Annotated in this window: 28 protein-coding genes and 1 rRNA gene; 11 read left to right on the forward strand and 18 right to left on the reverse strand. The window is 42.0% G+C overall.

Annotated features, from left to right (window positions below):
• Positions 1-116 (reverse strand): 16S ribosomal RNA (locus L1272_RS19625); the annotation flags it as partial.
• 534 nt (positions 117-650) lie between these two features.
• On the opposite strand from L1272_RS19625, the gene L1272_RS19630 reads away from it, so the two are divergent.
• On the forward strand, positions 651-1,184 hold the full coding sequence (locus L1272_RS19630; RefSeq protein ID WP_138617959.1) for a gamma carbonic anhydrase family protein: 534 nt from the start codon (positions 651-653) through the stop codon (positions 1,182-1,184).
• Here the strand turns inward: L1272_RS19630 and L1272_RS19635 are convergent.
• Positions 1,181-1,435 carry a DUF1488 domain-containing protein gene (locus L1272_RS19635; RefSeq protein WP_054554756.1) on the reverse strand — a complete coding sequence of 85 codons (255 nt, stop codon included), beginning with the start codon at positions 1,433-1,435 and terminating at the stop codon, positions 1,181-1,183. The two genes, L1272_RS19630 and L1272_RS19635, sit on opposite strands and share 4 nt — an antisense overlap.
• Positions 1,432-2,256 carry a shikimate dehydrogenase gene (gene aroE / locus L1272_RS19640; RefSeq protein WP_054554757.1) on the reverse strand — a complete coding sequence of 275 codons (825 nt, stop codon included), beginning with the start codon at positions 2,254-2,256 and terminating at the stop codon, positions 1,432-1,434. Before aroE ends, L1272_RS19635 begins: the two co-directional genes overlap by 4 nt.
• Positions 2,257-2,297: 41 nt before the next feature.
• Between aroE and L1272_RS19645 the strand changes: the two genes are divergently transcribed.
• From L1272_RS19645 to L1272_RS19655, 3 genes are all read left to right on the forward strand, one after another.
• Positions 2,298-2,729: a group II truncated hemoglobin gene (locus L1272_RS19645; protein WP_054554758.1), complete on the forward strand. Its 432-nt coding sequence runs from the start codon at positions 2,298-2,300 to the stop codon at positions 2,727-2,729.
• A gap of 81 nt (positions 2,730-2,810) precedes the next feature.
• Positions 2,811-4,406: a methyl-accepting chemotaxis protein gene (locus L1272_RS19650; protein WP_235374140.1), complete on the forward strand. Its 1,596-nt coding sequence runs from the start codon at positions 2,811-2,813 to the stop codon at positions 4,404-4,406.
• A 66-nt stretch (positions 4,407-4,472) separates the two neighbouring features.
• Complete coding sequence (locus tag L1272_RS19655; RefSeq protein ID WP_235374141.1) at positions 4,473-4,925, forward strand: hypothetical protein; 453 nt, start codon at positions 4,473-4,475, stop codon at positions 4,923-4,925.
• On the opposite strand, the gene hemF is transcribed toward L1272_RS19655, so the two are convergent.
• From hemF to L1272_RS19685, 6 genes are all read right to left on the reverse strand, one after another.
• Positions 4,922-5,872, reverse strand: a complete 951-nt coding sequence (gene hemF / locus L1272_RS19660; RefSeq protein WP_235374142.1) for an oxygen-dependent coproporphyrinogen oxidase — start codon at positions 5,870-5,872, stop codon at positions 4,922-4,924. The genes L1272_RS19655 and hemF overlap by 4 nt on opposite strands.
• 2 nt (positions 5,873-5,874) lie before the next feature.
• The gene (locus L1272_RS19665; RefSeq protein ID WP_235374143.1) at positions 5,875-6,441 is read right to left on the reverse strand and encodes an L-threonylcarbamoyladenylate synthase; all 567 of its coding nucleotides are present in this window, start codon (positions 6,439-6,441) and stop codon (positions 5,875-5,877) included.
• Between the two features lie 34 nt (positions 6,442-6,475).
• Complete coding sequence (locus tag L1272_RS19670; RefSeq protein ID WP_138617973.1) at positions 6,476-7,045, reverse strand: DNA topoisomerase family protein; 570 nt, start codon at positions 7,043-7,045, stop codon at positions 6,476-6,478.
• 71 nt (positions 7,046-7,116) lie between these two features.
• The gene (locus L1272_RS19675) at positions 7,117-7,590 is read right to left on the reverse strand and encodes a DUF494 family protein (protein WP_054554767.1); all 474 of its coding nucleotides are present in this window, start codon (positions 7,588-7,590) and stop codon (positions 7,117-7,119) included.
• Positions 7,583-8,680, reverse strand: a complete 1,098-nt coding sequence (dprA, locus tag L1272_RS19680; protein WP_054554768.1) for a DNA-processing protein DprA — start codon at positions 8,678-8,680, stop codon at positions 7,583-7,585. The genes L1272_RS19675 and dprA overlap by 8 nt, the downstream gene beginning before the upstream one ends.
• 30 nt (positions 8,681-8,710) lie before the next feature.
• A complete protein-coding gene (locus L1272_RS19685) occupies positions 8,711-9,829 on the reverse strand; it encodes a LysM peptidoglycan-binding domain-containing protein (RefSeq protein WP_054554769.1) in 1,119 nt (372 codons plus the stop codon).
• 118 nt (positions 9,830-9,947) lie between these two features.
• On the opposite strand from L1272_RS19685, the gene def reads away from it, so the two are divergent.
• The 4 genes from def to trkA are packed head-to-tail and all read left to right on the forward strand — an operon-like array spanning position 9,948 to position 14,099.
• The gene (gene def, locus L1272_RS19690) at positions 9,948-10,457 is read left to right on the forward strand and encodes a peptide deformylase (protein ID WP_054554770.1); all 510 of its coding nucleotides are present in this window, start codon (positions 9,948-9,950) and stop codon (positions 10,455-10,457) included.
• Between the two features lie 20 nt (positions 10,458-10,477).
• On the forward strand, positions 10,478-11,431 hold the full coding sequence (gene fmt / locus L1272_RS19695; RefSeq protein ID WP_054554771.1) for a methionyl-tRNA formyltransferase: 954 nt from the start codon (positions 10,478-10,480) through the stop codon (positions 11,429-11,431).
• Positions 11,424-12,710 carry a 16S rRNA (cytosine(967)-C(5))-methyltransferase RsmB gene (rsmB, locus tag L1272_RS19700; protein WP_054554772.1) on the forward strand — a complete coding sequence of 429 codons (1,287 nt, stop codon included), beginning with the start codon at positions 11,424-11,426 and terminating at the stop codon, positions 12,708-12,710. The genes fmt and rsmB overlap by 8 nt, the downstream gene beginning before the upstream one ends.
• A 12-nt stretch (positions 12,711-12,722) precedes the next feature.
• Positions 12,723-14,099 (forward strand): Trk system potassium transporter TrkA, encoded by a 1,377-nt coding sequence (gene trkA / locus L1272_RS19705; RefSeq protein ID WP_054554773.1) that lies wholly within the window; start codon positions 12,723-12,725, stop codon positions 14,097-14,099.
• Positions 14,100-14,183: 84 nt separating this feature from the next.
• Here the strand turns inward: trkA and L1272_RS19710 are convergent, their stop codons facing one another.
• From L1272_RS19710 to L1272_RS19750, 9 genes are all read right to left on the reverse strand, one after another.
• Complete coding sequence (locus L1272_RS19710) at positions 14,184-14,402, reverse strand: EF-hand domain-containing protein (RefSeq protein ID WP_054554774.1); 219 nt, start codon at positions 14,400-14,402, stop codon at positions 14,184-14,186.
• A gap of 86 nt (positions 14,403-14,488) precedes the next feature.
• Positions 14,489-14,704, reverse strand: a complete 216-nt coding sequence (locus L1272_RS19715) for a calmodulin (protein WP_054554775.1) — start codon at positions 14,702-14,704, stop codon at positions 14,489-14,491.
• 140 nt (positions 14,705-14,844) lie between these two features.
• Complete coding sequence (locus L1272_RS19720; RefSeq protein ID WP_054554776.1) at positions 14,845-15,057, reverse strand: calmodulin; 213 nt, start codon at positions 15,055-15,057, stop codon at positions 14,845-14,847.
• 67 nt (positions 15,058-15,124) lie between these two features.
• Positions 15,125-15,334 carry a calmodulin gene (locus tag L1272_RS19725; protein ID WP_054554777.1) on the reverse strand — a complete coding sequence of 70 codons (210 nt, stop codon included), beginning with the start codon at positions 15,332-15,334 and terminating at the stop codon, positions 15,125-15,127.
• A gap of 468 nt (positions 15,335-15,802) precedes the next feature.
• Positions 15,803-16,459, reverse strand: a complete 657-nt coding sequence (locus L1272_RS19730; protein WP_235374144.1) for a flagellar brake domain-containing protein — start codon at positions 16,457-16,459, stop codon at positions 15,803-15,805.
• Positions 16,460-16,495: 36 nt separating this feature from the next.
• Complete coding sequence (locus L1272_RS19735; RefSeq protein ID WP_054554779.1) at positions 16,496-17,947, reverse strand: TrkH family potassium uptake protein; 1,452 nt, start codon at positions 17,945-17,947, stop codon at positions 16,496-16,498.
• Positions 17,948-18,042: 95 nt separating this feature from the next.
• Positions 18,043-18,660 carry a YigZ family protein gene (locus tag L1272_RS19740; RefSeq protein ID WP_187490737.1) on the reverse strand — a complete coding sequence of 206 codons (618 nt, stop codon included), beginning with the start codon at positions 18,658-18,660 and terminating at the stop codon, positions 18,043-18,045.
• A gap of 57 nt (positions 18,661-18,717) precedes the next feature.
• On the reverse strand, positions 18,718-20,040 hold the full coding sequence (gene pepQ / locus L1272_RS19745; protein WP_054554781.1) for a Xaa-Pro dipeptidase: 1,323 nt from the start codon (positions 20,038-20,040) through the stop codon (positions 18,718-18,720).
• A 93-nt stretch (positions 20,041-20,133) separates the two neighbouring features.
• Positions 20,134-22,020 carry a transglycosylase SLT domain-containing protein gene (locus L1272_RS19750; RefSeq protein WP_054554782.1) on the reverse strand — a complete coding sequence of 629 codons (1,887 nt, stop codon included), beginning with the start codon at positions 22,018-22,020 and terminating at the stop codon, positions 20,134-20,136.
• Between the two features lie 195 nt (positions 22,021-22,215).
• Between L1272_RS19750 and fadB the strand changes: the two genes are divergently transcribed.
• The 3 genes from fadB (at position 22,216) to tusA (ending at position 25,940) form a co-directional block, all read left to right on the forward strand.
• Complete coding sequence (gene fadB / locus L1272_RS19755; RefSeq protein WP_235374145.1) at positions 22,216-24,375, forward strand: fatty acid oxidation complex subunit alpha FadB; 2,160 nt, start codon at positions 22,216-22,218, stop codon at positions 24,373-24,375.
• Positions 24,376-24,380: 5 nt separating this feature from the next.
• The gene (gene fadA / locus L1272_RS19760) at positions 24,381-25,547 is read left to right on the forward strand and encodes an acetyl-CoA C-acyltransferase FadA (RefSeq protein WP_235374146.1); all 1,167 of its coding nucleotides are present in this window, start codon (positions 24,381-24,383) and stop codon (positions 25,545-25,547) included.
• A 153-nt stretch (positions 25,548-25,700) separates the two neighbouring features.
• Positions 25,701-25,940, forward strand: coding sequence for a sulfurtransferase TusA (gene tusA, locus L1272_RS19765; protein ID WP_054554785.1), 240 nt, complete (start codon positions 25,701-25,703; stop codon positions 25,938-25,940).
• The last annotated feature ends 298 nt before the right edge of the window (positions 25,941-26,238 follow it).

Raw genomic sequence — 26,238 nt, forward strand, 5'->3', positions numbered from 1 at the left:
TCACCCGTCCGCCGCTCGTCAGCAGAGTAGCAAGCTACTCTCTGTTACCGCTCGACTTGCATGTGTTAGGCCTGCCGCCAGCGTTCAATCTGAGCCATGATCAAACTCTTCAATTAAAAGTTTTTTGAAACCGAAGTTTCGTGCTCAATGAATTCTGTATAAATTGACTATATAGTCACTCATAAGAAATTGAGACTCTAAATTTGTTTGCTCCACTTAGTAAACTAAGCTTCGCTATTAGAACTCAATCTGTACGAGTGCCCACACAGATGATTGCTTTATATTGTTAAAGAACGTTGCGACGTTGTCGCTAGGGATGCGTATAATACATCCTTAATTTTTCGAGTCAACACTTAATTTCAAACTTTCTTTCGATTATTTGAAACCGAAGTTTCACTTAACTCTCTGCTACGTTGTTCAGCGTCTTTCGTTGCTGCCCGCCGTGTCAGTGGGGTCGCATTATAGGGAGATGGATTTTTTACGCAAGCACTTTTTTCAATAAAATTTAAAAAAACGTACTGTTCGCTCAGCTTTTGAACTAAACACCCTAAAACTGGCTGTTTAGAAGTCAATTTAGCTCTGTTTTGGTGTATTTATTTGCTTCGCTGTTACACTAGACTGAGCGCATTTTAAAATTAAAAGGTGAATTTATGACTATCCGTTCTTATAAAGGGATCACTCCGACATACGATAATAGTGTTTATATTGATGAGTCATCGGTTTTAGTGGGTGATATTACGCTTGGTAAAGATTCAAGTGTATGGCCTCTTGTTGCTGCGCGAGGTGATGTTAACTATATACGTATTGGTGAACGTACGAACATTCAAGATGGCAGTGTTTTACATTTAACACGTGCCTCTAAGTCAAACCCCGATGGCTACCCTCTTATTATTGGTGATGATGTCACTGTTGGTCATAAAGTTATGCTACACGGCTGCCAACTTGGTAATCGTATACTTGTTGGGATGGGCGCAATTGTGATGGACAACGCAATTGTTGAAGATGATGTGATCATTGGTGGTGGTTCATTAGTACCACCTAACAAGCGTTTAGAGTCTGGTTACCTTTATGTCGGTAGCCCTGTAAAACAGGCTCGCCCTTTAACAGAGCAAGAGCGCGCCTTTTTAAATATCTCTGCTGATAATTACGTTCAGCTTAAAGATGAATACTTAGCTGAGGGCTAAAACACCTCGGTTAATTCGATTTGTCCTGCCGAGTTATACTGCTCATCTTCGATCAGCTGCTCGGCGAGCTCTTCGTAATCGAAACGATAAGATTCAAAGTAATTAACTGCACTGCTTTGATCTGCAAAATCATACTTGCTGGTATCAATAACACACTCCACCATAAAGCCACTAACTTGGGCAAAAAACACCAACTGCTTTTCTTCAGGCTTAAATTCGAGTCTGTCTATAAATTGGATAGCTTGATTCACGCAATTTCTCCTGCTTTAAGCGCGCTAACAACGGGGATGATTTCTGGCATTTTATTGCGCCATACAAAATAAGCCTGTGCCGCTTGACCAACAAGCATGCCACAACCATCGAGAGTTAAACATGTTGGGTTAATCGACTTAACCCAACATGTAAATGTCGTATCATCATTCGCGTAAAACATATCGTAAGCGCACTGACACTTAGCAACGCACTCTTTTGCTATACCAGGCAGGTCTCCCGTTACGCTACTTGAGGTTGAATTAATCACCACATCATAGTTGTTTGCTGGGATATCATTCAAAGCAAAGCCCTGCACATCAATTTCACCATTAAAATGACTCGCTAGCGCCTTTGCTTTTTCGGCGGTACGGTTGGCTATTGTTAAGCTTTCGATTTGCTCATTCAATAATGGCTGAATGACGCCTCGCGCCGCACCACCAGCGCCAATAAGAAGTACTCGCTGCCTTTTTAAGGTGACTTTATTGGCTAAAAGATCTTTAACAAGCCCTACACCATCGGTGTTATCCCCCAGCAGGCTACCATCTTCGAGTTGTTTAATCGTGTTTACTGCTCCGGCTATTTTCGCTTGCTCTGTAAGTTCATCGACCATGGCAAACGCTTGCTCTTTAAATGGCAAGGTGACATTAGCCCCTTTACCACCCGCAGCGAAAAACTCAGCGACAGTTTTTTCAAATGCATCTGTTGGTGCTAAAATGGCGCTGTATTGTATTTGCTCGTTTAATGATGCAGCAAATTGTGCGTGTATTGCGGGTGATTTCGAATGTTTTATTGGATTTCCAAAAACCGCGTATTTGTCCATAGTGAAGCAACCTCTTCGCCCTGTAGAGCTTTATTAATATTATGATTAAACGACTTTTTTCTAAATCGAAACCAACGCCTGAAACACCTACCCCAGAAAAAACACCTTACGAAATTATTGGCGGTGAAGCAGGAGCTCGAGCAATTGCAAATCGATTTTACGACATAATGGCCACAGATGAATACGCCAAACCATTATATGATATGCATCCTCAGCCTTTAGATAGAATTCGCCAAGTATTCTTTGAGTTTTTATCTGGCTGGCTGGGCGGCCCTGACCTATTCGTTGAAAAATATGGTCACCCAATGCTAAGAAAGCGTCACATGCCTTTCCCTATTGATCAAGACCTACGTGACCAATGGATGCATTGTATGAATAAAACGCTTGATATCGAGATTGATAACCCACTCCTGCGCGAAGGGTTAAGACAATCGTTATCGCAACTCGCCAGCCATATGATCAATCAAAACTAACTAAGCTTTGCGCTATATCAATGTACGCTTTTTCTAAATAAAGATAATAAATTTTCCTTAATTTAGAAAAAGCGTCGTCGAATGAAGTCTATCCAATTTAAAATTTATGCCTTGTTAGCACTAACAGGCGTATTGGTATTATTTGCCAGTATATTCAGCAGCGCTCAGCAACAGCATGAATTAGCGCAAGATACCGTTGAAAGTAACATAAAACTGCTTGCCGATAATTATTTTGATTCTATTAACACCATGATGCTAACTGGCACCATGGCTAATCGCGAAATTCTGAGTACTAAATTAAGAAGCCATCCTAATATTGCAGACGCCCATATCATTCGTAGTCCAATCGTTAATAAAATTTATGGGCCAGGAAATGCCAACCAAGTTGCGACTAACGATGCTGAGCGAAAAGCACTAACAGGTACTGAAGCACTATTTATTGATAATCAAAATAGTACGATGACTTATCTTAAGCCTATGTTTGCTCGCAGTGATTATAAAGGAACAAACTGCTTAGGCTGTCATCAAGCACAAGAAGGCGATGTGTTAGGTGTAGTAAAAATTAGTTATTCGTTGGCTGATATTGAGCAAGAAGTATCGCAAAACACCTTAATGAACACGCTACTACTAGCGGCTATTTTCATTACTGCATTTTCACTACTGGCTGTGATGTTTAGAAAAATATTCATCAAACGCTTAAAAGTCATTAGCCATACTATGCACTTGGCAACCACCAATAAAGATTTAAGCCTCACGGTAGACGACAATAATAATGACGAGCTTAGCTCTCTCGCCACCAGCTTTAATCACATGATAGGCGCGTTTAAAGATAATATTGCCCAAGTCTCTCATTCTTCTAAGGTATTGATCCACTCTGCCGAAAGCATTTATGCCTCAGCGGATACCACCGAGCAAGCGATCTTAAAGCAAAAGCAAGGGACAGATTCGGTCGCTGCCGCCATCAACGAATTAGAAAGCTCATCAAGCGAAGTAAAAAACACCACCCATTTTGCATCTGAGAAGTCTGAGCACAGTAATCAACTTGCGCAGCAAAGCTTACATGTTGCTGAGCACACTGAGCAAAGTATTAATCAACTTGCGGCAGATGTTAGAGCAGCAGCTGAGCAAGTAAGTCAACTACAAACGCAAACGTTAGACGTTGGTAAAGTACTCGAGGTGATCAGTAGCATTGCCGAGCAAACTAACTTACTTGCACTTAATGCTGCCATTGAGGCCGCTCGTGCTGGTGAAGCTGGCCGAGGCTTTGCTGTGGTAGCCGATGAAGTACGTACTTTAGCAACCCGTACCCATGACTCAACCGACGAAATTCGCCGCACTATCGATAAACTACAAGCTGAAGCAGCACAAACCGTTAATACCATGAATAACTCTTGCGAAGAAGCAGACGAAAGAGCAGTTCAAGTTAAGCAAGTTGCTAAAGCTCTACGTGATATTTCTTCGCAGATGAGCGAAATAAATCAACTTAACGTGCAAATCGCTAATGCCACTGAACAGCAAAATCTAGCAGCTGAAGAAATTAACCAAAGCGTTATAGCAATTAGTGACAATGCCGAGCACTCATTGGTTGATGCCCATGAAAACCAAAAAGTCAGTGAAGAGCTGTTGTCGTTAGCACGGTCACTGGATGAACAAGTAAGACGCTTCAAATTAAGCTAAATTGCGCACTTTTCGTGCAACTGCTAGAGTTGTTATATACATTTCATAGTAAATAAGGATGTTTAAATGAAATTTATAACAACTCTTTTAGTCTGCATTGGGATTATTGCAGCGCTATTATTTACCTATCAGCACAGCGTGAATGATACTGCTGATCAACTAAGCACGATTGATCAATATATTTATCAGGATGATATTCAACAGATTGCTCAATCTCTTATCAGTCAAGATAAAACCTCACAGAGCGATAAACATGAACAAAGCATTGTTGATGGTTTTGATAAGCTTATTCAGCACCCTGAATATTTTGAGGTGAAACTTGATTTCTACGCCTGTGATATTAGTCAATGCTTAACACAGGTTAATGCCCCCATTGATACACCATCTGATAAGTTAGAGATATTAAAAGCAGAAGTGCTATTTAGTGTCTTGGCAGAGCTGCCTAACAGTGACAGTGTCGCCACCCTCGTTGAGGGTGACAACACAATGTTGATTAGAGTGGTTTCAATACTTGATTAAAGCTGCCACTGACGTGCAACTAAATCTGATTCTTTGCTGTTTAACCAATCTTGCGGACGTAAATAGTACTGATACAGCTTAGCTTCTGGGCTATCTGCAGCAGGTACATAGTTATACTCCCAACGTGCTAATGGTGGCATCGACATCAAAATTGACTCAGTACGTCCGCCTGTTTGTAAGCCAAATAATGTACCGCGGTCCCAAACAAGATTAAATTCAACATAACGACCACGACGATACAGTTGGAAATCGCGTTGCTGTTCGGTTGTCGGCGTGTTTTTACGGCGCTCAATAATAGGAAGGTAAGCATCTAAATAGCCATTTCCTACCGCCTGCATAAACGCAAAGCTTTGTTCAAAGCCAAGCTCATTTAAATCATCAAAGAATAAGCCACCAACACCACGTGTTTCACTGCGGTGTTTTAGATAAAAGTAATCATCACACCAGTTTTTATATTTATCGTAAACCTCTGCACCGAATGGCTGACATAAATCGCTAGCCACCTGATGCCAATGTTGTACATCTTCAAAAACAGGGTAATAAGGGGTTAAATCAAAACCACCACCAAACCACCAAATTGGCTCTTCGCCTTCTTTTTCGGCAATAAAGAAACGGACATTGGCATGGCTAGTTGGAATATGTGGATTATTAGGGTGGATCACTAATGACACACCACATGCATGAAAACTACGACCTGCGAGCTCTGGACGATGCGCTGTTGCAGATGCTGGCATTGACGCGCCAAATACATGCGAGTAGTTAACCCCACCCTGTTCGATGACATTACCACCTTGGATAACACGAGTACGACCACCGCCGCCTTCTGCACGTTGCCAATTATCTTCAACAAATTTTGCTTTGCCATCGGCACTCTCAAGACCCTGACAAATTGTATCTTGTAAGGCCATTAAATAGGTTTTAACTTGTTCGAGTAGCTCGCTTTGCATGTTTATCCTCTAAATACTTTGCCGGTCGCAGCGTCTTTGATCACACTTGGTTGGCTGTTGCCACCTAACGGCTCATCAACATAAAAATCTACCGTGTCAGCAAATTCGCTTTTCGCTTGTGCGATAGTCATTACCGTTTCTTGACCGGTTAAGTTTGCACTTGTTGAAACTAACGGCTTACCAAATTGCTGACACAGGGCTTTTACTGTTGGGTGATCAGTTACACGCACAGCAATAGTATCAAATTGACCCGTTAACCACTTTGGCGTTTCTTTTGCTGCCGGCATCACCCAAGTGATAGCACCTGGCCATTGTGAAAAGATATCAGCACGTTTATCCATGGGGATTTTGGCATCATCTACATACTTTAATAACTGGCCATAATTGTCAGCAATTAAAATTAAGCCTTTTTCTACAGGGCGTTGTTTGATGGCTAAAAGCTTTTCAACCGCAGCTTGGTTATCAGGATCGCAACCAAGACCAAAAACAGCTTCGGTTGGGTAAACAATCACACCGCCTTGATGCAAAGCGTCAATTGCATTGGCTGGTTGTGCAACAGGATCAGACAAAGAAACTCTCCTAAATAAACAAATTACAAGTGCATTAAGATTCGACTAACTTATGCATACACGACTTCTGCGGGCATTGTAACACAACACCTGAGGCAGTTTTCTTTTCGGTCATAATTGGCCACTGACAGGCAGGACACTCGGTCGCCACAGGTTTATGATTAAGCGTATATTTACAGCGCGGATAGCCATCACAAGAATAAAAGGTTTTGCCAAACTTATTACTACGCGCAACCAGCTGGCCTTTTTTGCATTTTGGGCAAGCAGGTAATTGAGGGGCACCGTCAGGCTCTTCATCATGTGCAATATAGTGGCACTCGGGATAGCCCGTACACCCAATAAACATGCCGTAGCGGCCATTTTTAATTACCAATGGCTTGCCACATTCTGGGCAGGCACTGTCTTCGAGTACTTTTATTTGTTGGCTATCGTGATGAGCTAATGGGCGGATGTAGTCACATTTAGGGTAACTGGCACAGCCTAAAAATGGCCCTGACTTTGAGTTGCGCATAACCAATTCAGAACCGCATTTAGGGCAAACCTCATACTCTTTTTCGAGTGCATGTTTATCTGCAGAAAAAAGAGAATGGTCGATTTTACTCATAAGATTCCTGTGGGGTTGGCTAATTTTCGCCTAATATACCCAAACTCAACAAAGATACAAGCAAAGTCGAATTAATGTAATACATCGGTTGGTTCGTCAAATATTAAGTCTTCCATTTGTGCGTAAGCTTGCTCTGACCCAGGTACATTAAATAACACCATCAGCACTACCCACTTTAGATCTTCCAAAGAAATAAATGGTTTATCTAAAGCGCAAAGCCTATCTATCACCATTTCGCGGGTTACGGTGTTAATCACACCAATTTGCTCAATAAACATTAAAAAGCCGCGACACTCAACACTTAACATTTGGCATTCACTATCTGTGTAAATACGCATAGCATGTTGTGGTTGGGCATTAAGGTACGGGTAGATATCGCTTTGTTGTAAGTCTGCAAGTTGCTCTAGCCAATCAAGGGCTTTGTAGATTTCAGGTTTATTGAAGCCAGCACGAACTAACTCATCGGTAAGTTCGTTCTCTTCAGTAAAGATTTCAGCTTCACTATGGATATAGTTTTCAAAAAGATACATGAGGATGTCAAACATGTTTATGTCCTCCCAGTCTTATATAACCATCTAGTACTCGTTCGATTTTATCTGCGAGCTCTAGGTCGAGTAACCGAGCTTGTACTTCGTCTACAGGTAATTGGCTGCGCTGTGTTATTTGATCAACACTTGTTACCTCATACCCTATACTTTTGAACACTGGGCAGTCGGGTTCATCTGCTATGGGCTGTTCTATACTATATAGACTGTTTTCACAGAAAAAGCTCACTTCATCAAGAATATCACTAATATTTTCTGTCAATTTAGCGCCTTGCTTAATTAAAAAATGACTCGCCTCTGAAAGTGGGCTTTTTATAGAACCCGGCACTGCAAACACTTCTTTATTCTGCTCAAGTGCATAGCGTACGGTAACCAAAGAGCCACTTTTAATCTGCGCTTCTACAATCAACACACCTAATGATAATCCAGAGATAATACGGTTTCGGCGCGGAAAATTAGCGGCATTAGCAGCAGTGCCAGGTAAGAACTCAGAAACCAATAAGCCCCGCTCTGCAACTTGTTTAATGAGCAAACTATGGCGTTTGGGATAGGCAATATCGATACCCGTACCAAGTACAGCAATGGTGTTTCCTGTTCCTGCTAATGCACCTTTATGGGCTGCGCCATCAATGCCCAAAGCCATACCAGATGTCACCGTCATGCCAACAGAAGATAATTGATGAGCAAATTCAGCAGCTATTTCAAGCCCTGTTGGTGTGGCATTACGGCTACCGACAATTGCTATTTGTGGTGACCGTAATAGCTCAGTGTTACCTAAACAAAATAATAAGATAGGTGCACTGGCTATTTGTTTGAGTAAGGGCGGATAGTTGCTATCAAAATAACTGATCACTTTGATTTTAAGCGTTGATATCTGCTCTTGATAGTGGGCGACTAATTGCCAATCGGTATTAACTAAGTTATCGGCTTGGCTTTGTGATAAGCCCAGCTGCTGAAGCTCTAAACTAGATAACTTAAATAGCTCATCCAGTGGCTGCTTTTGACTTAATGCAATAAGGCTTTTTATCCCAAGCCCTTTACATAAATAAAAGGCAAGCCAATGGGATAGCTTGCCTGAAACCTGTGCCATGCTCCCTCCTTAGAGCGCCCAAATTGTGAGTTAGTTTATAACTGCATAATCTCCAACTCGGATCGGGTGCTGATTTTTCACAATCAATGCGTAGCTAACGTTGTCATATACCTTAAACACCATTAGTTCACCGACTTTTTCCTTTGGCATATGCCATACACTACTGTCTTCGTCACTTTCGATACCGAACAGCTCATTTGCGTCAGTCATGAATTTCTCAAGGCTGTTAGAGTCTTCGCGGTAGCGAGGACCATTGCGGCCGTCATACACTTCTGGTGATTGACGTTGAATATCGAGGACGAAACCCGGTTTCACTTGGTCCGAGCCTAAGTTTAGTACAACAATATCCATGGTACTAAATTCACGCATTTCATTAGCTGACGCGATTATCGTGCCATCTAAAGCCGTGTCTGGACGTTTCATTGTGAAATAGGCAGGCAACATCTGCCCTTCCATTGCTGGCATTAAAAAGTCATGCGGCTTAATTTCTTGTTTTACTAGCTCAACCTTAACTGAGGCAGGAACGCCATTTGCTACATCACCGCTTCTAAATGAGCGAACAATCGCCACAAGCTCAGCTTTATTCGCCAATACTTCATTGGTCTTTGGATCAACAAGGTCATTTCCTTTTCGATAAACCCCATACGCTTCATTTAAATGCAGGTCACCTTTAACATAGAGTGTATGCCCCAAGGTGTTCATTTTAGTATTAACACTAGCGCCTAAAATATAGGGTTTATCAGCAATAATTTCGGCACTAATCGCTTGCTCATAGCTTAAATATGGGCGTAATAATTCCAATGGTAAGGTAGGCACTGCATTTTTGCCTTTTGGAGTGATTCGCCCTTCTGGAGAGAGTTTTTTATAACGCGCATTTTTAACTAAACGAGGATTTCCGTCTTTATCGTAAATTAAAGTGAGCGCATCACCCGGGTATATTAAATGTGGATTCGCAATTTGTGGATTCATTTGCCATAAGTCAGGCCATTGCCAAGGCTCATCTAAATACACACCAGAAATATCCCAAAGTGTGTCGCCCTTTTTTACAACGTATTGTTTTGGCGCATCTTTTTTTATTGTTAACACATCAGCAATTGCAGGAAAAGCACTGCTAAAGGCTAGCAAAGCCGCAACTAGTGGGTATCTCATTTGGCTTCCTTGTGTTGTTTTTCGATTATTATCAACCAAAACCTGTTAAAGGTGAACACGAATGGCTAAAATAAGAGCATACAATACCCTAAATGAATCACAAGTGTAAAAGGTAACTATGGCTAGGTTAGAAGTTTTAAGATTTCCGGATGAGCGTTTACGTACAATCGCGAAAGAAGTGCCAGAAGTAAACGATGAAGTTCGTCAAATCGTCAAAGACATGCTTGAAACTATGTATGACGAAAACGGTATCGGCTTAGCAGCAACGCAAGTAGATATCCACCAGCGCATTGTGGTGATCGATGTATCTGAAGAGCGCGACCAACCGTTAGTGTTAATCAACCCAGAAATCACCAAAAAAGATGGTTCAACGGTGAGTGAAGAAGGCTGTTTATCAGTTCCTTATTCATATGCAAAAGTTGACCGCGCAGAAACAGTCACTGTTAAAGCGCTTAATGAAAATGGTGAAGAATTCAGCCTAGACGCTGACGAGCTATTAGCGATTTGTATTCAGCATGAGCTTGATCACCTTAAAGGCACTCTATTTATTGATTATCTATCACCTTTAAAGCGCCAACGAATCCGTAAAAAGCTTGAGAAAGAAGCTAAGCTGGCAGCTAAATCATAAGTTAATCAATAGGAATATCTGTGACACAACCATTACGCATTATTTTTGCTGGTACGCCGGATTTCGCTGCGCGCCATTTACAAGCACTGATTGACTCAGAGCACGACATTGTTGGTGTATATAGCCAACCAGATCGCCCAGCGGGCCGAGGTAAAAAGCTAAAAGCCAGTGAAGTTAAAGAGCTGGCGCTTGCTCATGATTTACCTGTATTTCAACCGCAATCACTCAAATCAGATGAAGCACTTGCAGAGCTTACCAGCCTGAACGCCGATATTATGATTGTAGTGGCGTACGGCTTACTGTTACCAAAAGCGATTTTAGATGCACCGCGCTTAGGCTGCTTAAACGTGCATGGCTCTATTTTACCGCGCTGGCGTGGTGCTGCACCGATCCAACGTGCTATTTGGGCTGGTGACAACGAAACCGGTGTAACAATAATGCAAATGGATGAAGGCTTAGATACAGGCGACATGCTGCATATCAGCCGTTGCCCAATTGATAGCACAGAAACCAGTAGCTCTTTATACGATAAATTAGCTGCATTGGGTCCTGATGCACTGATCAGTACAATCAACCGTCTTGCTGCAGGTGAAATCACTCCAGAAAAGCAAGATGACGCACAAGCTAATTACGCTAAAAAGTTATCAAAAGACGAAGCCAATATTGATTGGTCAATGGATGCTGCGCAAATTGAGCGTAATATCCGCGCCTTTAATCCATGGCCTGTTTGTTTTACCGAAATGGCAGGACAAACAGTAAAAATTTGGCAAGCCGAAGTTGTATCGCAAACTGCACAAGCCGGTAAAATCATTGCTGCTGATAAGCAAGGTATTACTGTTGGCTGTGGGCAAGATGCACTTAAAATCACCCTTCTTCAACCGCAAGGTAAAAAACCAATGGCTGTTACTGACTTTTTAAATGGTCGCAGTGATTGGGTCGAGCCTGGCTCAGTATTAGGTCAAAGCAATGAGTAATGTAAGAGCACTTGCTGCTGAAACCCTTTACAACGTAGTCGATAAAGGCGCGTCGCTTAATCAAGAGCTACCTTTTGCAAGCCAGGGTTTATCGCCGAAAGATAAAGCTTTACTACAACAAATTTGCTACGGTGTGCTGCGCTATTTACCTAGCCTAGAAAATTATTGCCAGCAACTTTTAGATCAACCACTAAAAGGTAAGCGCCGTATTTTCCAGTTCTTGTTGTATGTGGGTATTTACCAACTTCAACATATGCGTGTACCACCTCATGCAGCAATCAGCGAAACGGTTAATGCGCTTCAGCAAATGCGCGCACTGGGTTTAAAAGGTCTGATTAACGCGATTTTACGCAGTTTCCAACGTGAGCAAGCTGAGCTTGAAGAAAAAGCAAAGCAAATTCCTGTTTGCAAATTTAACCACCCAGGTTGGTTTATCAAACAAGTTACTGCAGCTTATCCTGATAACTGGCAAGAAATTCTTGAAGCGAATCAGTTGCAAGCACCTATGTGGTTACGTGTAAACCAAGCGCAGTACAGCACCCAAGAATACAGCGAGATGCTTAAAGCAAATGATATTGAGCATACCCTTAATGCTGATTTTCCTGATGGTATTAAACTAGCTAAACCGTGTGATGTATACGCATTACCAGAGTTTGATACCGGTGCCTGCTCAGTTCAAGATGCAGCGGCACAATTAGCAGCACGCTTTTTAGATCCACAAAATGATGATGTCATTTTAGATGCGTGTGCAGCGCCAGGTGGTAAAACGTGCCATATCCTAGAACTTGCCGACGCTGACGTATTAGCACTAGATAGCGACAGCGAGCGTCTAGAACGTGTTAAACAAAACTTAGTGCGTATTGGCTTGGCTGCCGATCTACAATGTGCCGATGCTTCACAACCCCATATCTGGTGGGATGAACAGCAATTCGACCGTATTTTGCTTGATGTGCCTTGTTCAGCAACTGGCGTGATCCGTCGTCACCCTGATATTAAGTGGTTACGTCGTGCATCTGATATTGAAGATCTAGCTAACTTACAAGGCGATATCCTAAATAGCATTTGGCCTCTACTTAAGCCTGGTGGTACGCTAGTGTATGCGACCTGCTCTGTATTACCGCAAGAGAACCAACAACAAGTTGCTAAGTTCCTTGCCAATAATCAAAGTGCTGAACACATACCTTTGCATGAAAACGACACCCCTACTTTACCTGGTCTGCAATTACTGCCTGGTGAAAGTGACGGTTTCTATTACGCAAAGCTAGTTAAAAAACACTAATAAGAACAAGCTATGAAAATAATCATACTCGGTGCCGGACAAGTTGGTGGCACATTGGCAGAAAACCTCGTAGGTGAGCAAAATGAGATCACCGTTGTCGATATCGACGGTAACCGTTTGCGAGAGCTACAAGATAAGTACGACTTACAAGGTGTTACCGGTCACAGTGCGCATCCCGATGTATTGCGTCGCGCAGGCGCAGAAGACGCCGATATGATTATTGCCGTAACCAGTTCAGATGAAGTGAACATGGTTGCTTGCCAAGTTGCTTATAGTATTTTTAACACACCAACCAAAATTGCCCGTATTCGCTCAGAGCAATACTTAAAGTACCGTGAAAAGCTATTTCATAATGACGACTTACCTGTTGATCACTACATTGCTCCTGAAGCGCTGGTAACTAAGTATATTCGTCGCTTAATCGACTATCCGGGTGCTTTACAGGTATTACAATTTGCCGATGGCATGTTATCGCTGGTTGCGGTGAAAGCCTATTACGGTGGTTTGCTGGTGGGTTATGCCCTTTCAGCCTTGAAAGAGCACATCCCGAATGTCGAAACCCGGGTAGCGGCTATTTATCGTCAAGGTAAAGCGATTAAACCACTTGGCACAACCGTTATCGAAGCGGACGATGAAGTGTTCTTTATCGCTGCAACAAAGCATATTCGCGCAGTCATGAATGAACTTCAAAAGCTCGAACGTTCATACAAAAAGATCATGATCGCCGGTGGTGGTAATATCGGTGCAGGTCTTGCGCGTTCACTCGAGAAAAACCACAGCGTTAAGCTGCTTGAGCGCAATAAAGAGCGTGCAGCACAGCTTTCTGAAATGCTTGATAACACCGTCGTATTTTGTGGCGATGCCTCTGATCAAGAACTGTTATCTGAAGAACACATTGAACAAGTGGATGTATTCATCGCAGTGACTAACGACGATGAAGCAAACATTATGTCTGCGATGCTGGCAAAGCGTATGGGCGCACAAAAAACCATGGTGCTTATTCAGCGTGGCGCATATGTTGACCTAGTACAAGGTGGTGAGATTGATATTGCTATTTCGCCTCAGCAAGCCACTATTTCAGCACTACTAACACACGTTCGCCGTGGTGACATTGTTAATGTTTATTCGTTACGTAAAGGCGCAGCAGAAGCTATTGAAGCTGTCGCTCATGGTGATGAGCATACATCTAAAGTTGTTGGCCGAGCAATTGCTGAGATTAAGCTACCAGCTGGAACTACCATTGGTGCAATTGTGCGTAACGATGATGTGCTGATTGCCCATGACGATACCGTTATTCAGTCTGGCGACCACGTTATCATGTTCTTGATTGATAAAAAGCACATTACAGTTGTTGAAAAGCTATTCCAAGTAAGTGCTATCTTCTTGTAAACGAACGCTTATAAACGAAAAAAGCAGCCATGACAGCTGCTTTACGACTCTTGAAGTGAAAGTACCTAACTTTTCTAAAAGATTCTACTGAATTTGAGCAAACTCTTCTTTTGAAAGTTCGCCATTACCATCGCTATCTAACTCTGGAAATAACTTTTCAAGCTGCATATTTGCAGACGCTTCTTCTTTGCTGATCACACCATCACCGTCGGTATCGAACGTTGCAAAGCTTACGCCTTGTGCAAAGGCTGCTGATGATGTTGCTAGTGCTAAAATTGCGATTGTTGTGCTTAACTGTTTCATAATAACTACCTTAAATTTTAAAAGAGTGAAATCCGTTTCTGAGATCCTTGCTTAGTGGAAACTGGTATAACTACGTACTAATTCAGTTATTCGGCTTCAGAGAACTCAGCTTCAGTAAGAACGCCGTCGCCATTCACATCTAGTGTTTTAAACTGCGACATAATTTTTGCGTCAACGGCTGCTTCACTTTTGCTAACCACGCCATTACCGTCAACGTCTAGAGTGTCAAAGTCAGATGCTGCAAAAGCTGCTGATGATGATGCAAGTGCGATTAAAGCTAATGTTTTGTTTACTGTTTTCATAATCATATTCCTTCAATATTAAGAGTGTTAGCTGATCACACTTCCAGTGTTGTCCTTTGTCATGGATTCCCTTATCCATTTAGGCTGTCTTTGGCAGCTCAGAACTAATCAGCTAAATAAACTGGTTTTGCTTAATCACATTAAGCTTTTGAAAATTCTTGTTTCGATAACTCACCGTTACCGTCAGTGTCTAGTTCACTGAATTTGCTCATAAGCTCTGCATCTACCGATGCTTCGCTTTGGCTGATAACACCATTGCCATCAACATCTAAGGTATCGAAGTCACTCATCGCAAATGCTGCAGATGAAGATACAAGTGCCATAAGTGCTAGTGTTTTATTTACTGTGTTCATAATGTCATTCCTTCAAAATGTGTTGTCATGAGTTAGAAATCCTTTTCAGTGCGTCCTTACAATGAAATTAAGCTTTTGAGTACTCTTGTTTTGACAGCTCACCGTTGCCGTCTGTATCAAGCTCTTTAAATTGGCTCATTAATGCTTCGCTTACAGATGCTTCGCTTTTGCTGATTGCGCCATCACCATTAACATCTAATGTGTCAAAGTCAGCGGCAAATGCTGCAGATGAAGTTGCAAGAGCTACAAGTGCTAAAGTTTTGTGTAACGTTTTCATAATCACTATTCCTTCAATGTTGTCTCAACTGTGATAAAGGATATGTTCCTGAATCAGTTTTTCTCTGTGTTCGCTAAGACTATTTCAACTTCGATGCCAAAGTTAAAAAGAACAATAAAATCAGTGTATTAAATTAAAATACCGAGAATTAGGGGGAAATAACGCGATCTATTTGTTGCTGTTTTGCAACAAGCTCGGTGGTTGGTTTTTTGTCACCTTTAAAATCAATAAGTTACAAAGATTAAAATGGAGACAATAGCGATTAATTCGGATTAGAAAACAGAAAAGTTAGGGATTGGAAAATAAATACTATCTGAACAACAAAACTTAAAGAAAAAAATCGAAATTAATTTAATTAGTAATGCATTGATTTAATTGGTTATTTAAATTTATTTATAAAATAATTTTAATATCTATAGGGTTAAATTGAGGAAAATAGCCATTTTGTTGCAAAATGGCGAATTGGCATTAACTATCCAACACTGAAAGGTCAATTAAGTGCTCTTTCATAAACGCTTTCATTTCATCTTCACTGGTATCAAGTTGCACACCAAACATAAAGCCACCCGCTCGCTTGCGTACGCTGCATACCTTGCCACTAAACTCACGTTTACTTAGGGTGATTTGGCAGCTTTGTCCTTTAAAAGCGCTTAAGTCCTCCTTGCTATTAATATCAAACTGCACACCTGTGAGAGAAATATCTTTAATAAGCCCTGCCAATTTTTGCTCCGAAATCACTAAGTTTGCAGGGAATAAAGTAGGAATACGCGCTTCACTTCGTAAGCTAAACAGCTGCACTTGCTGAGGGAAGTCAAGAAAGATTAAGCGATAAGGGTGCGATGATAAGGCGCTTATTTGCTGGCGAAAAGCAATTACTTGACCACCGCCCGCTTCGAGCACAGCCCGTATAATCACCATCACACCGTCTTTGATGAAATCACTGCCGTTCGCCAATCGCTTTGAGGAAGGGTAATTTAAGATGATGTATTGCTCATTCATCAAGCCAATAAACTCTGTTTTCACACGCTTACTATTTGTTGGTGTGATAATTTCCACATCAACTAAGCTACCAGCAGGAATACAGGTTAACTTTTCTAAATTTAATTGCTTTTGGGTTTTTGGCACTTTTTTGATCTCCATTCCTAGAGAGTTATCCGCCGTTTACCCTCGCCAAAACGTTGGGGTAAATAACACTAATAAAGTAAATATTTCTAAACGACCAAATACCATCGCAATAGTAAGTAGCCATTTTGCCGTATCAGAAATCGCGCCGTAATGAGCAGCGACTTCACCTAAACCAGGGCCTAAGTTATTTAAGCAAGCAGCGGTTGCTGAGAATGCACTGATGTTATCCATACCGGTGCCCATCAGCGCCAACATAATAATGACGAACACTAACGCATAGGCTGAGAAAAAGCCCCAAACGGCTTCTACAACTTTATCTGGGAGTGCTTTTCGGCCTAATTTAATTGAATAAATAGCCCTCGGGTGCACTAGACGATTAAGTTCACGAATACCTTGTAGGTAAAGTAAGAACACCCGCACGACCTTCATACCACCACCGGTAGATCCGGCACAGCCGCCAATAAAACTTGAAAAGATAAGTAAAATAGGTAGGAACAGCGGCCATGCTGAGAAGTTATCAGTCGCAAAGCCCGCGGTTGTACTCATTGAAACTGCTTGAAACATGGCTTGGTCGAGAGTCTCATCACCATCGGCATAAATATTATTTGATGACAGCACAGTAAAGCAGACAATAACTAAGGCTAATTGAATCAATAAAAACACTTTGAATTCAGGGTCGCGTAAATAAACACGAATATTGCGTGACGATACAGCTGCATAGTGCAGCGAGAAGTTAATGGCTGCGATCAGCAAAAACACGACACAGATAAAGTTAATTAATGGGCTATCAAACTGCCCCATTGATGCGTCGTAGGTAGAGAAGCCGCCAATCGCAATCGTAGAGAATGCATGACATATTGCATCAAACCAATCCATCCCTGCAGCCCAGTATGCAAGCGTACAGGCAATCGTCAGCGATACATAGATATACCAAAGGTGCTTTGCAGTATCGGCAATACGCGGCGTCATTTTTGAATCTTTAACCGGACCGGGGGTTTCTGCACGGTATAGCTGCATGCCACCGACCCCTAGCATAGGCAGTACCGCGACCGCGAGTACGATGATCCCCATACCACCTAGCCATTGCAGTTGCTGGCGATAAAAGAGCACTGATTTAGGTAGGTATTCTATGCCCGTAAGTACGGTAGCCCCTGTCGTTGTCAGCCCAGAAAAGGCCTCAAATACCGAGTCAGCTAAGGAAAGATTAGGTTCTTGTAAGAACACTAAAGGCACCGCAGCGAAGGTACCTAGTACTAACCAAAACAAGACCACAATCAAGAAGCCTTCACGGGCTTTAAGATCACCATGTTCATGACGGTTTGGATAATAAGCCGCTAAACCAATTACAACACTAAAGATAAAAGCGAGAACGAATGGCACACCACCACCGTCTTTGTAGATCAAAGACACCAGTGCCGGTGGCACCATAGTGATACTAAATAACGCCACCAGCTGGCCGAGAATTTTTATTATGGTACGAAATTGCATCTAGGCGTATCGCTTTCTTATTAAATGTTTAGCTAATACAGTTTATTGTCTTACAGGCTTAATTGTAAGTAAACGGAATGTATTATTTTTACATTTCAAACTTTTCTGACTTTTAGGCTAACTTCGCCATGAGTCAATTCATGGATATCATCAATCGCTTGCTCTGCCTGACGGCTATCGATTTCAATTTGCCAAGTGATGTTCTCTGCAAATTGTTTTTCGATATTAAGCACCTGATACTGATTTTTTAATAACTGCTCGATTGCACCTTGTACGCTGTAATCACTTTGACCTATCAGCTCAACACTCGGTACCTTGGTAATGGTTTTAAGCTCACGCATGGCGTTATTTAAACTACCGCCGTAAGCACGCACAAGCCCACCTGTACCAAGCTTGATGCCCCCGAAATAACGGGTTACCACCGCTGTAATTTCACCAATACCAGAGCCAGTTAATACATTGAGCATGGGTTTACCTGCTGTGCCATTGGGTTCACCATCATCAGAAAAGCCATACACATGACTGCCACCGGGGTTACCCGCAACATGTGCCCAGCAATTATGACGAGCATCGCTGTATTTATCTTGAATTTCTTTAATAAAGGCTTTTGCTGCCGCAAGATCAGGAGTGTGGGCAATATGCACAATAAAGGTGCTTTTTTTGATTTCTTCTTGGTAAAAAACCGGCTCAGCCGGATATTGGTATTCAGACATAATTGCTTATCTAAAAAAATGGGGCCTATTGGCCCCGATATTCACTAACCTTTATCGTTAATCTAAGTGTAGATCACGCGTCATGTTTTCTAGGCTATCTTCATGAACGATAATATTATCTTCAATACGGATACCGCCAAATGGCTTAAGCGCTTCAACTTTTTCCCAGTTAATAAACTGTTTGTTGTCAGTTTGCGCAAGGTCACCTAATAACGAGTCGATAAAGTATAAACCAGGTTCAATAGTAAATACTTGGTTCTTTTCGATTAAGCGAGTGCAACGTAGGAAAGGATGACCTTCCGGTGGTGCTTGGTGCGCACCTGTATCATCAGCCATAAAACCACCCATATCGTGAACTTGTAAACCAAGGTGGTGACCAAGACCATGCGGGAAGAACGTCGACGTAATACCACGTTCCACAATTTCAGCGGCTGGTAATTTCACAATATTAAAGTCGCTTAGTACTTGCGCTACACGCTGGTGACAATCTAAATGCAATTCACCGTATAACAGACCTGGCTTTAATGCTTTACCTAAAGCGATTTGATGCTCAGTCATTACTTTAATTAAGTCGCTAAATTCACCTGACTTTTTAAAGTCATAAGTACGTGTGATATCAGCAGCATAACCATTAAAGTTTGCACCAGCGTCAATAAGGAAAGAATGATGCGTTTGCGGCGCTTTAGGTTCAAAATGCGTGTAATGTAAAATTGCACAGTTCTCATTTAGTGCAACGATATTACCGTAAGGCATTTCGTTTTCACTCTGGCGGGTAGCCATGAGGTAAGCTTGCTGAATATCAAACTCTGAACCACCAGCAAAAAACGTATCACGTGCTGCTTTATGGCCATCTACCGCGATACGGTTAGCTTGTCGTAAACACTCAAGCTCGTATTGTGTTTTATAAGCACGATGAAAATGCAAGTAGTTCATCACTGGCTCTGGATTCATAATGCTAAAGCCCAGTGCTTGCGCTACTTCTAAATATTCACCGATATAAGCATATTTAGCTTTATCATAAGGAAGCAGTTTTTCTACCTGATCTGGCTGTACTAATAATTCAATATCAAAATACTCAGCCCAAAAATCACGTGGTTCGTCAGGCACTTTATGCCAAAAGTCGACAGGACGATAAAAAATCAGTTTCGGCTTAGATGCACCATCAACCACAATCCAGCAATGTGGGTTGTCGATCACTGGTAACCAAGCTTTAAATTGCGGATTCACCTTAAACGGATAATACATGTCATCTAAAAACTGACGTTTAGCCTGACCTGAGTGAATTACTAACCCTTCTAAACCTTCACGCTCTGTAATTGTACGAGTGCGTTGTTGCAAGGTTGCAATATGTTCGGCGTATAGCACCGCTAATTTATCCATAGTAAACCCATCTTTAGTAAATTTAACTTGTTAGAAGTCTATCATAGCCAGCACTATCCCCCAACTGAGGGAGGATAGTGTGGCAAATCGAGTTTAACCACCCATCGACATATCAAGGATTGGCGCTAGAACATTGCCATCGCGTCCTAATCGAGTGTGATAAACCTGTCTGTAAGCAAACACGTTTTTAACGTAGTTTCGTGTTTCTGTGTAAGGAATTAACTCAATCCACAGCTCTGCTGGCATAGCTTGCTCTGGGATCCAACGTTTAATACGATGGTAGCCCGCATTATAAGAAGCCGTTGCTAGGATTTCGTTGCCATGATTTTTCTTTTTCAAATACTGCAAATACTCACTACCAAGACGAATATTAGTACGAGGCTGATATAACTGTTTTCGTGATACCGAGCTCTTATTCATATATTTAGCAGTGCTTGGCAACAACTGCATTAAACCATGGGCATTTGCATGAGAACGCGCATCCGGTGCAAAAGAGCTTTCACGGCGTGAAATTGCAATGCTCCAAGCGACATCAATATGGCTACGACTACTATAGGTGGCAAACACATTCTTAAATGCAAATGGGAAACGTAAGTCGACATAGTCCCACTCTTTTATTTGCGCTAAGGTGTAAATAGTACTGTCATACCAATCAAGTTCAGCAGCAAGCAAAGACGCGGCGAGCTTTTCTTCTTTGGTTGATGTATCCGTTAAATAATTCCATTCACGACGCGCAGAAGTAAAACGCTCAAGCTCATACAAAGCGCGAGCGCGCTTAAAGCCAGGGGCATTGGCCACCTCAAGCTTTAACTTGTTACTTATATTAATTTCTTTATTATTTAAGCTAACCGGAACACCTAAGCGTGCAGACGCTAAAAAGCCGTAATAGTCACGCTCTTTAGCCACTGTTTGCCAAATCTCACGAGCTCGTTCGACTTCACCACGTTGATTTAAGCTATACGCCAGCCAATATTGCTGACCAAGGCTCAAGTTTTCTTTACCTGTGAAAAACGCCACTATGCCAGACCAATCTTGCCTCTCTAGCATATTACCAAGTTGCCATTGCATTAACTTTTGAGTTTGGCGTTCTTTAGGCACCTTATTTAACCAAAAGCGTGCTTGTTGATGACCGCTTGAGGCAAGCGATAACGCAAAGCTGTAGTAAACGTCTGCTTTTTGCTCGTCAGTGTAATTAAACATGGTTTCGAGTTTTTCCCATGCACGTAATGCAAGGTCTTTATCTCGCCATACTAAGCGCTTCACACCATAAATCGCGATTTGCCCTTCTTTAGCAGACTTTTTCTTATAACGATAAAGACCCGCCGAAGCACTTGGGTCTTTGCGTACCTTTAAATATAAATCAGCTAAATATTGATCAGCACGAGGCAATAATGTTTTTAAATATGGAATTAAACTCGATGAGCCTCCTTCGGCAGCTAAGCTAATACGCTGCCAAACTCGCTCTTCGGTCTGGTAGCCTTTTTTCTTCCAAAGTGAGAACAACTCATCACATTCTTTTGGCTGAGATTTTCCTACCACCCATAAATCTGTTACTTGGTTCATGATGGCTTTTTCAGGGGCACCTAAGTCCAATTGAAAACTTAAATAAGGACAAGTTAATTCGTTATTGCTTGTTTCGCGGTAGTTACGAATATAAGCCGCTTTTTTATTATACTTTTTTAAATAATTAAGCCATGCCTTACGCACAGGCCACTCTAATGGCGTGTTTTGGTAAACATTGAGGTAGTCCTCGATTTCGGTCTGGTGTTTAAGGCTTGGATTCCGTTGCCAATAAGCCTTTTCGACATAAGGTTTCAATGGGTGATCAAGCCCATTTGCCGCCTCTTTCATGTCTTGATAATCACCGTAACGCGCCTTTTTTTCTGCTTTTAAAAAAGCGTCATGTTTATCGTTGGCTTCAGCTGCAAAAAAAGGAAAAAGTAATGCGGCAGCTGTCCAACCAAGGAGTTGTTTTTTCATGATGACCTTTAACAAAAATTAAAGAATTAATAACAAAAAACTTCTGCTACACCTTAGCACCAAACCAGCTATATTTTAACCAATCGCGATAAAGCGTAGTAAATTTTTCGTTGCATTTTCATTTTAAAGCAAGCACACTGATTGAAATGCAAACTCATCGTACCAGTCTTAGTTAATAAACTAGGGAGAATAATAATGTTATATAAAAGCGATTCATTTGAAGTTGCTTTCATCAAGGACAACATCGCCGAGTTTAAGTTCTGTGCCGACGGTTCAGTAAACAAACTTTCGCAGCAAACCTTGCAAGATTGCGCTTTAGCATTAAAAGAATTGGCAACAAACTCAGATATCAAAGGCATGGTGTTCACCAGCGATAAAGATCATTTCATTATCGGCGCCGACATTTTCGAATTTTTACCTACATTCACTAAACCTCAAGAAGAACTTGTTGCATGGATCAAAAATGCAACTGACGTTTTTGACGCTATTGAAGATTTACCTTTCCCAACGTTAAGTGCTGTAAACGGCATGGCGCTTGGTGGTGGATGTGAGTGGGCACTTGCTACCGATTATCGCGTTGGTAGTACTGATGCTAAAATTGGCCTACCTGAAGTTAAACTAGGTATTATGCCTGGTTTTGGTGGTACAGTTCGCCTTCCACGCCTTATTGGCGCTGATAATGCGATGACATGGATCACTACAGGTAAAGAAAACCGCGCCGCTGATGCCCTAAAGGTAGGTGCATTTGACGCAGTAGTTAGTGCTGACAAACTTTTAGAGTCAAGTATTGCAACACTTGAGCAAGCAATTGCTGGCAAGCTAGATTGGCAAGCAAAACGACAAGTAAAATTACAGCCACTGAAAATGAACCGTGTTGAGCAAGGTATGAGCTTTGCGATGGCGGAAGGCATGGTAATGGGTCAGACAAAAGGTCACTACCCAGCACCTGTTATGGCTGTAAAAACAATCAAAGCTGCGGCAAACTGTGAACGCGCTGAAGCAATGGCGATTGAAAACGCTAACTTTGCTAAATTAGCAGCAACAAGCGAAGCTGCTGCGCAAACAGGTATTTTCTTAGCTGACCAATACATTAAAGGTAAAGCGAAGAAGCAAGCTAAACACAGTGAGCTTGAGATCAAACAAGCTGCTGTATTAGGTGCTGGTATTATGGGCGGTGGTATTGCATACCAGTCTGCTTATAAAGGCACACCAATTATCATGAAAGACATCAACCAAGATGCACTTGATTTAGGTATGGGTGAAGCATCTAAGCTACTTGGCAAAAAAGTACAACGTGGCCATATGGCGATGGATAAGATGGTTGCTACCTTAGGCAAGATCAAGCCAACGCTAAACGATGCAGACTTACAAAGCGCAGACATCGTTGTTGAAGCTGTGGTTGAAAACCCTAAAGTGAAGCAAGCTGTTCTTGCGGGCCTTGAAAAAGACTTACCAGCGGGCACTATCCTAACTTCAAATACCTCAACAATTCGTATTGACGAGTTAGCATCGGCACTTGAAAAACCAGAAAACTTCTGTGGTATGCACTTCTTTAACCCAGTGCCAAAAATGCCATTAGTAGAAATCATTCGTGGTGAAAAAACATCAGAAGCAACAATTAATGCCGTTGTTGATTACGCATTAAAACTTGGTAAATCACCAATCGTTGTAAACGACTGCCCTGGTTTCTTTGTAAACCGCGTACTATTCCCTTACTTTGCAGGTTTCAGCAAACTTGTTGTTGAAGGTGCTGACTTCACTAAAGTTGATAAAGTGATGGAAAATGTATTTGGTTGGCCAATGGGTCCTGCCTATCTTCTTGATGTTGTAGGTATCGATACAGCTTACCACTGTACTGGTGTAATGGCTGACGGTTTCCCTGAGCGTATGGCTCGCCAAGATAAAGACCCTGTTACTGTATTTGCAAACGAAAAACGCTTTGGTCAGAAAAATGGTGCTGGTTTCTACCAATACGCACCAGACCGTCGTGGTCGCTTGAAAAAAGCAAAAGATGCTACAGCAACAGAGTTACTCAGTGCTATTACTGATGCACCTAAAGACTTCGATAAACAAGAAATCATTGACCGTTGTATGATCCCGATGATCAACGAAGTACTACTTTGTTTACAAGAAGGTATCGTAGCGTCACCACAAGAAGCTGACATGGCGCTAATTTACGGCATTGGTTTCCCTCCATTTAGAGGCGGTGCATTCCGTTACTTAGATCAAACTGGTTTAGCGAACTTTGTTGCAACAGCAGACAAATACGCTCACTTAGGTGCGATTTACCAAGTATCAGATGAAACTCGCAAGTGGGCCGAAGAAGGCCGTGTATTCTATAAGGTGGAAGGATAAGAAACATGAATAATCCAGTAATCGTAGATTGTATCCGCACACCAATGGGTCGTTCAAAGAACGGCGTATTCAAAAACAAGCGTGCGGAAGATTTAAGTGCTCACTTAATGAAAGGTTTGTTAGACCGTAACCCAGCCGTTGATCCAGCATCAATTGATGATATTTACTGGGGCTGTGTACAACAAACTTTAGAGCAAGGTTTTAACATTGCTCGTAACGCAGCACTACTAGCCGGTATCCCTCACTCAGTACCAGCTGTCACAGTTAACCGTTTATGTGGTTCATCAATGCAAGCATTACACGATGCAGCACGCGCTATTATGACTGGCGCTGGTGATACCTACATCATTGGCGGTGTTGAGCACATGGGTCACGTACCTATGACTCACGGTAATGATTTTCACCCAGGTTTATCCACGTCTGTAGCACAAGCTGCTGGCGTAATGGGTTTAACTGCAGAATACCTTGCTACGCTACACGGCATTAGCCGTGAGCAACAAGACGAATTTGCTTACCGTTCACACCAACGTGCACACGCGGCAACTGTTGAAGGTCGTTTCCGTCGTGAAATCCTGCCAATGGAAGGTCACGATGCAGATGGTTCTTTAATCTTAGTTGAAGACGATGAAGTAATCCGTCCTGAGACAACTGTTGAAGGTTTATCGCAACTTCGCCCTGTATTCAATCCAGCATCAGGTAGCGTAACCGCAGGTACTTCTTCTGCACTTTCTGACGGCGCATCAGCAATGCTTGTAATGAGCGAAGAGAAAGCAAAAGAACTTGGTTTACCAATTCGTGCACGTATTAAATCAATGGCTGTTGCAGGTTGCGATCCATCAATCATGGGTTACGGCCCTGTTCCTGCATCGCAAAAAGCACTTCAACAAGCAGGTATCACTATTGACAATATCGATGTTGCAGAGCTTAACGAAGCCTTCGCAGCACAATCTCTACCAGTATTAAAAGACCTAGGTCTGATGGATGTGGTAGATGAAAAAGTTAACCTAAATGGTGGTGCAATTGCACTTGGTCACCCGCTTGGTTGTTCTGGTTCACGTATTAGCACAACGCTTATTCACCTAATGGAAGACAAGAACGCTAAATACGGCCTAGCAACTATGTGTATTGGTTTAGGCCAAGGTATTGCAACTGTATTTGAGCGCGTAGAATAACGAGCTCACACCAAACATCTTGGTGATAAAAAGGCGCACTGAATTGCTCAGTGCGCCTTTTTTATTTGCTTTGCTTTCACTTATTGAAACTGGCGGCAATAGAAAGTTAAAATAGCCGCTTATTAATCGTCTCTTTCACCTAAAAGGTCAGCCATGAGTTTTGATAATCCCGATCACCAATTAGATGCACTTGGCCTTCGATGTCCAGAACCCGTGATGATGGTGCGTGGTGCAGTACGAAAAATGAAAGATGGCGAAACCTTACTTATCATCGCCGACGACCCATCAACCACCCGCGATATCCCAAGCTTTTGTACCTTTATGGACCACACACTTGTAGCTAAAGATGTAGAACAAGCACCGTATCGATACTTAGTGAAGAAAGGGTTGTAACAACGAGTTTCGAGTTTCGAGTTTCGAGTTTCGAGTTTCGAGTTTCGAGTTTCGAGTTTCGAGTTTCGAGTTTCGAGTTTCGAGTTTCGAGTTTCGAGTTTCGAGTTAATCAATTAAAATTAAAAGTGAGCATTTATCAATATTAAACGCTCACTCGATCTGATCTGACTTCATAAAAGTAGACACCTTTTTGGAGTCAGTAATCATGAAAGTAAAGTCACAGCGTAGATATTCCCTCGAATTTAAAATAAAAGTCGTTCAAGAGTCGTTAGACACCACAGATACAGTTAAGATGGTC

Source organism: Pseudoalteromonas sp. PAST1 (assembly GCF_021532515.1).
Taxonomy (GTDB): Bacteria; Pseudomonadota; Gammaproteobacteria; order Enterobacterales; family Alteromonadaceae; genus Pseudoalteromonas; species Pseudoalteromonas simplex.

Coding starts and splice junctions, on each gene's coding strand:
- aroE (WP_054554757.1), bottom strand. CDS start 2,256: ATGGACAAATACGCGGTTTTTGGAAATCCAATAAAACATTCGAAATCA.
- L1272_RS19675 (WP_054554767.1), bottom strand. CDS start 7,590: ATGTTTGACATCCTCATGTATCTTTTTGAAAACTATATCCATAGTGAA.
- L1272_RS19710 (WP_054554774.1), bottom strand. CDS start 14,402: ATGAAACAGTTAAGCACAACAATCGCAATTTTAGCACTAGCAACATCA.
- dprA (WP_054554768.1), bottom strand. CDS start 8,680: ATGGCACAGGTTTCAGGCAAGCTATCCCATTGGCTTGCCTTTTATTTA.
- L1272_RS19645 (WP_054554758.1), top strand. CDS start 2,298: ATGATTAAACGACTTTTTTCTAAATCGAAACCAACGCCTGAAACACCT.
- tusA (WP_054554785.1), top strand. CDS start 25,701: ATGAGTTTTGATAATCCCGATCACCAATTAGATGCACTTGGCCTTCGA.
- trkA (WP_054554773.1), top strand. CDS start 12,723: ATGAAAATAATCATACTCGGTGCCGGACAAGTTGGTGGCACATTGGCA.
- L1272_RS19735 (WP_054554779.1), bottom strand. CDS start 17,947: ATGCAATTTCGTACCATAATAAAAATTCTCGGCCAGCTGGTGGCGTTA.
- pepQ (WP_054554781.1), bottom strand. CDS start 20,040: ATGGATAAATTAGCGGTGCTATACGCCGAACATATTGCAACCTTGCAA.
- fadA (WP_235374146.1), top strand. CDS start 24,381: ATGAATAATCCAGTAATCGTAGATTGTATCCGCACACCAATGGGTCGT.
- L1272_RS19740 (WP_187490737.1), bottom strand. CDS start 18,660: ATGTCTGAATACCAATATCCGGCTGAGCCGGTTTTTTACCAAGAAGAA.
- hemF (WP_235374142.1), bottom strand. CDS start 5,872: ATGCAAAGCGAGCTACTCGAACAAGTTAAAACCTATTTAATGGCCTTA.
- L1272_RS19750 (WP_054554782.1), bottom strand. CDS start 22,020: ATGAAAAAACAACTCCTTGGTTGGACAGCTGCCGCATTACTTTTTCCT.
- rsmB (WP_054554772.1), top strand. CDS start 11,424: ATGAGTAATGTAAGAGCACTTGCTGCTGAAACCCTTTACAACGTAGTC.
- def (WP_054554770.1), top strand. CDS start 9,948: ATGGCTAGGTTAGAAGTTTTAAGATTTCCGGATGAGCGTTTACGTACA.
- L1272_RS19655 (WP_235374141.1), top strand. CDS start 4,473: ATGAAATTTATAACAACTCTTTTAGTCTGCATTGGGATTATTGCAGCG.
- L1272_RS19720 (WP_054554776.1), bottom strand. CDS start 15,057: ATGAACACAGTAAATAAAACACTAGCACTTATGGCACTTGTATCTTCA.
- L1272_RS19685 (WP_054554769.1), bottom strand. CDS start 9,829: ATGAGATACCCACTAGTTGCGGCTTTGCTAGCCTTTAGCAGTGCTTTT.
- L1272_RS19725 (WP_054554777.1), bottom strand. CDS start 15,334: ATGAAAACGTTACACAAAACTTTAGCACTTGTAGCTCTTGCAACTTCA.
- L1272_RS19650 (WP_235374140.1), top strand. CDS start 2,811: ATGAAGTCTATCCAATTTAAAATTTATGCCTTGTTAGCACTAACAGGC.
- fadB (WP_235374145.1), top strand. CDS start 22,216: ATGTTATATAAAAGCGATTCATTTGAAGTTGCTTTCATCAAGGACAAC.
- L1272_RS19670 (WP_138617973.1), bottom strand. CDS start 7,045: ATGAGTAAAATCGACCATTCTCTTTTTTCTGCAGATAAACATGCACTC.
- L1272_RS19630 (WP_138617959.1), top strand. CDS start 651: ATGACTATCCGTTCTTATAAAGGGATCACTCCGACATACGATAATAGT.
- L1272_RS19715 (WP_054554775.1), bottom strand. CDS start 14,704: ATGAAAACAGTAAACAAAACATTAGCTTTAATCGCACTTGCATCATCA.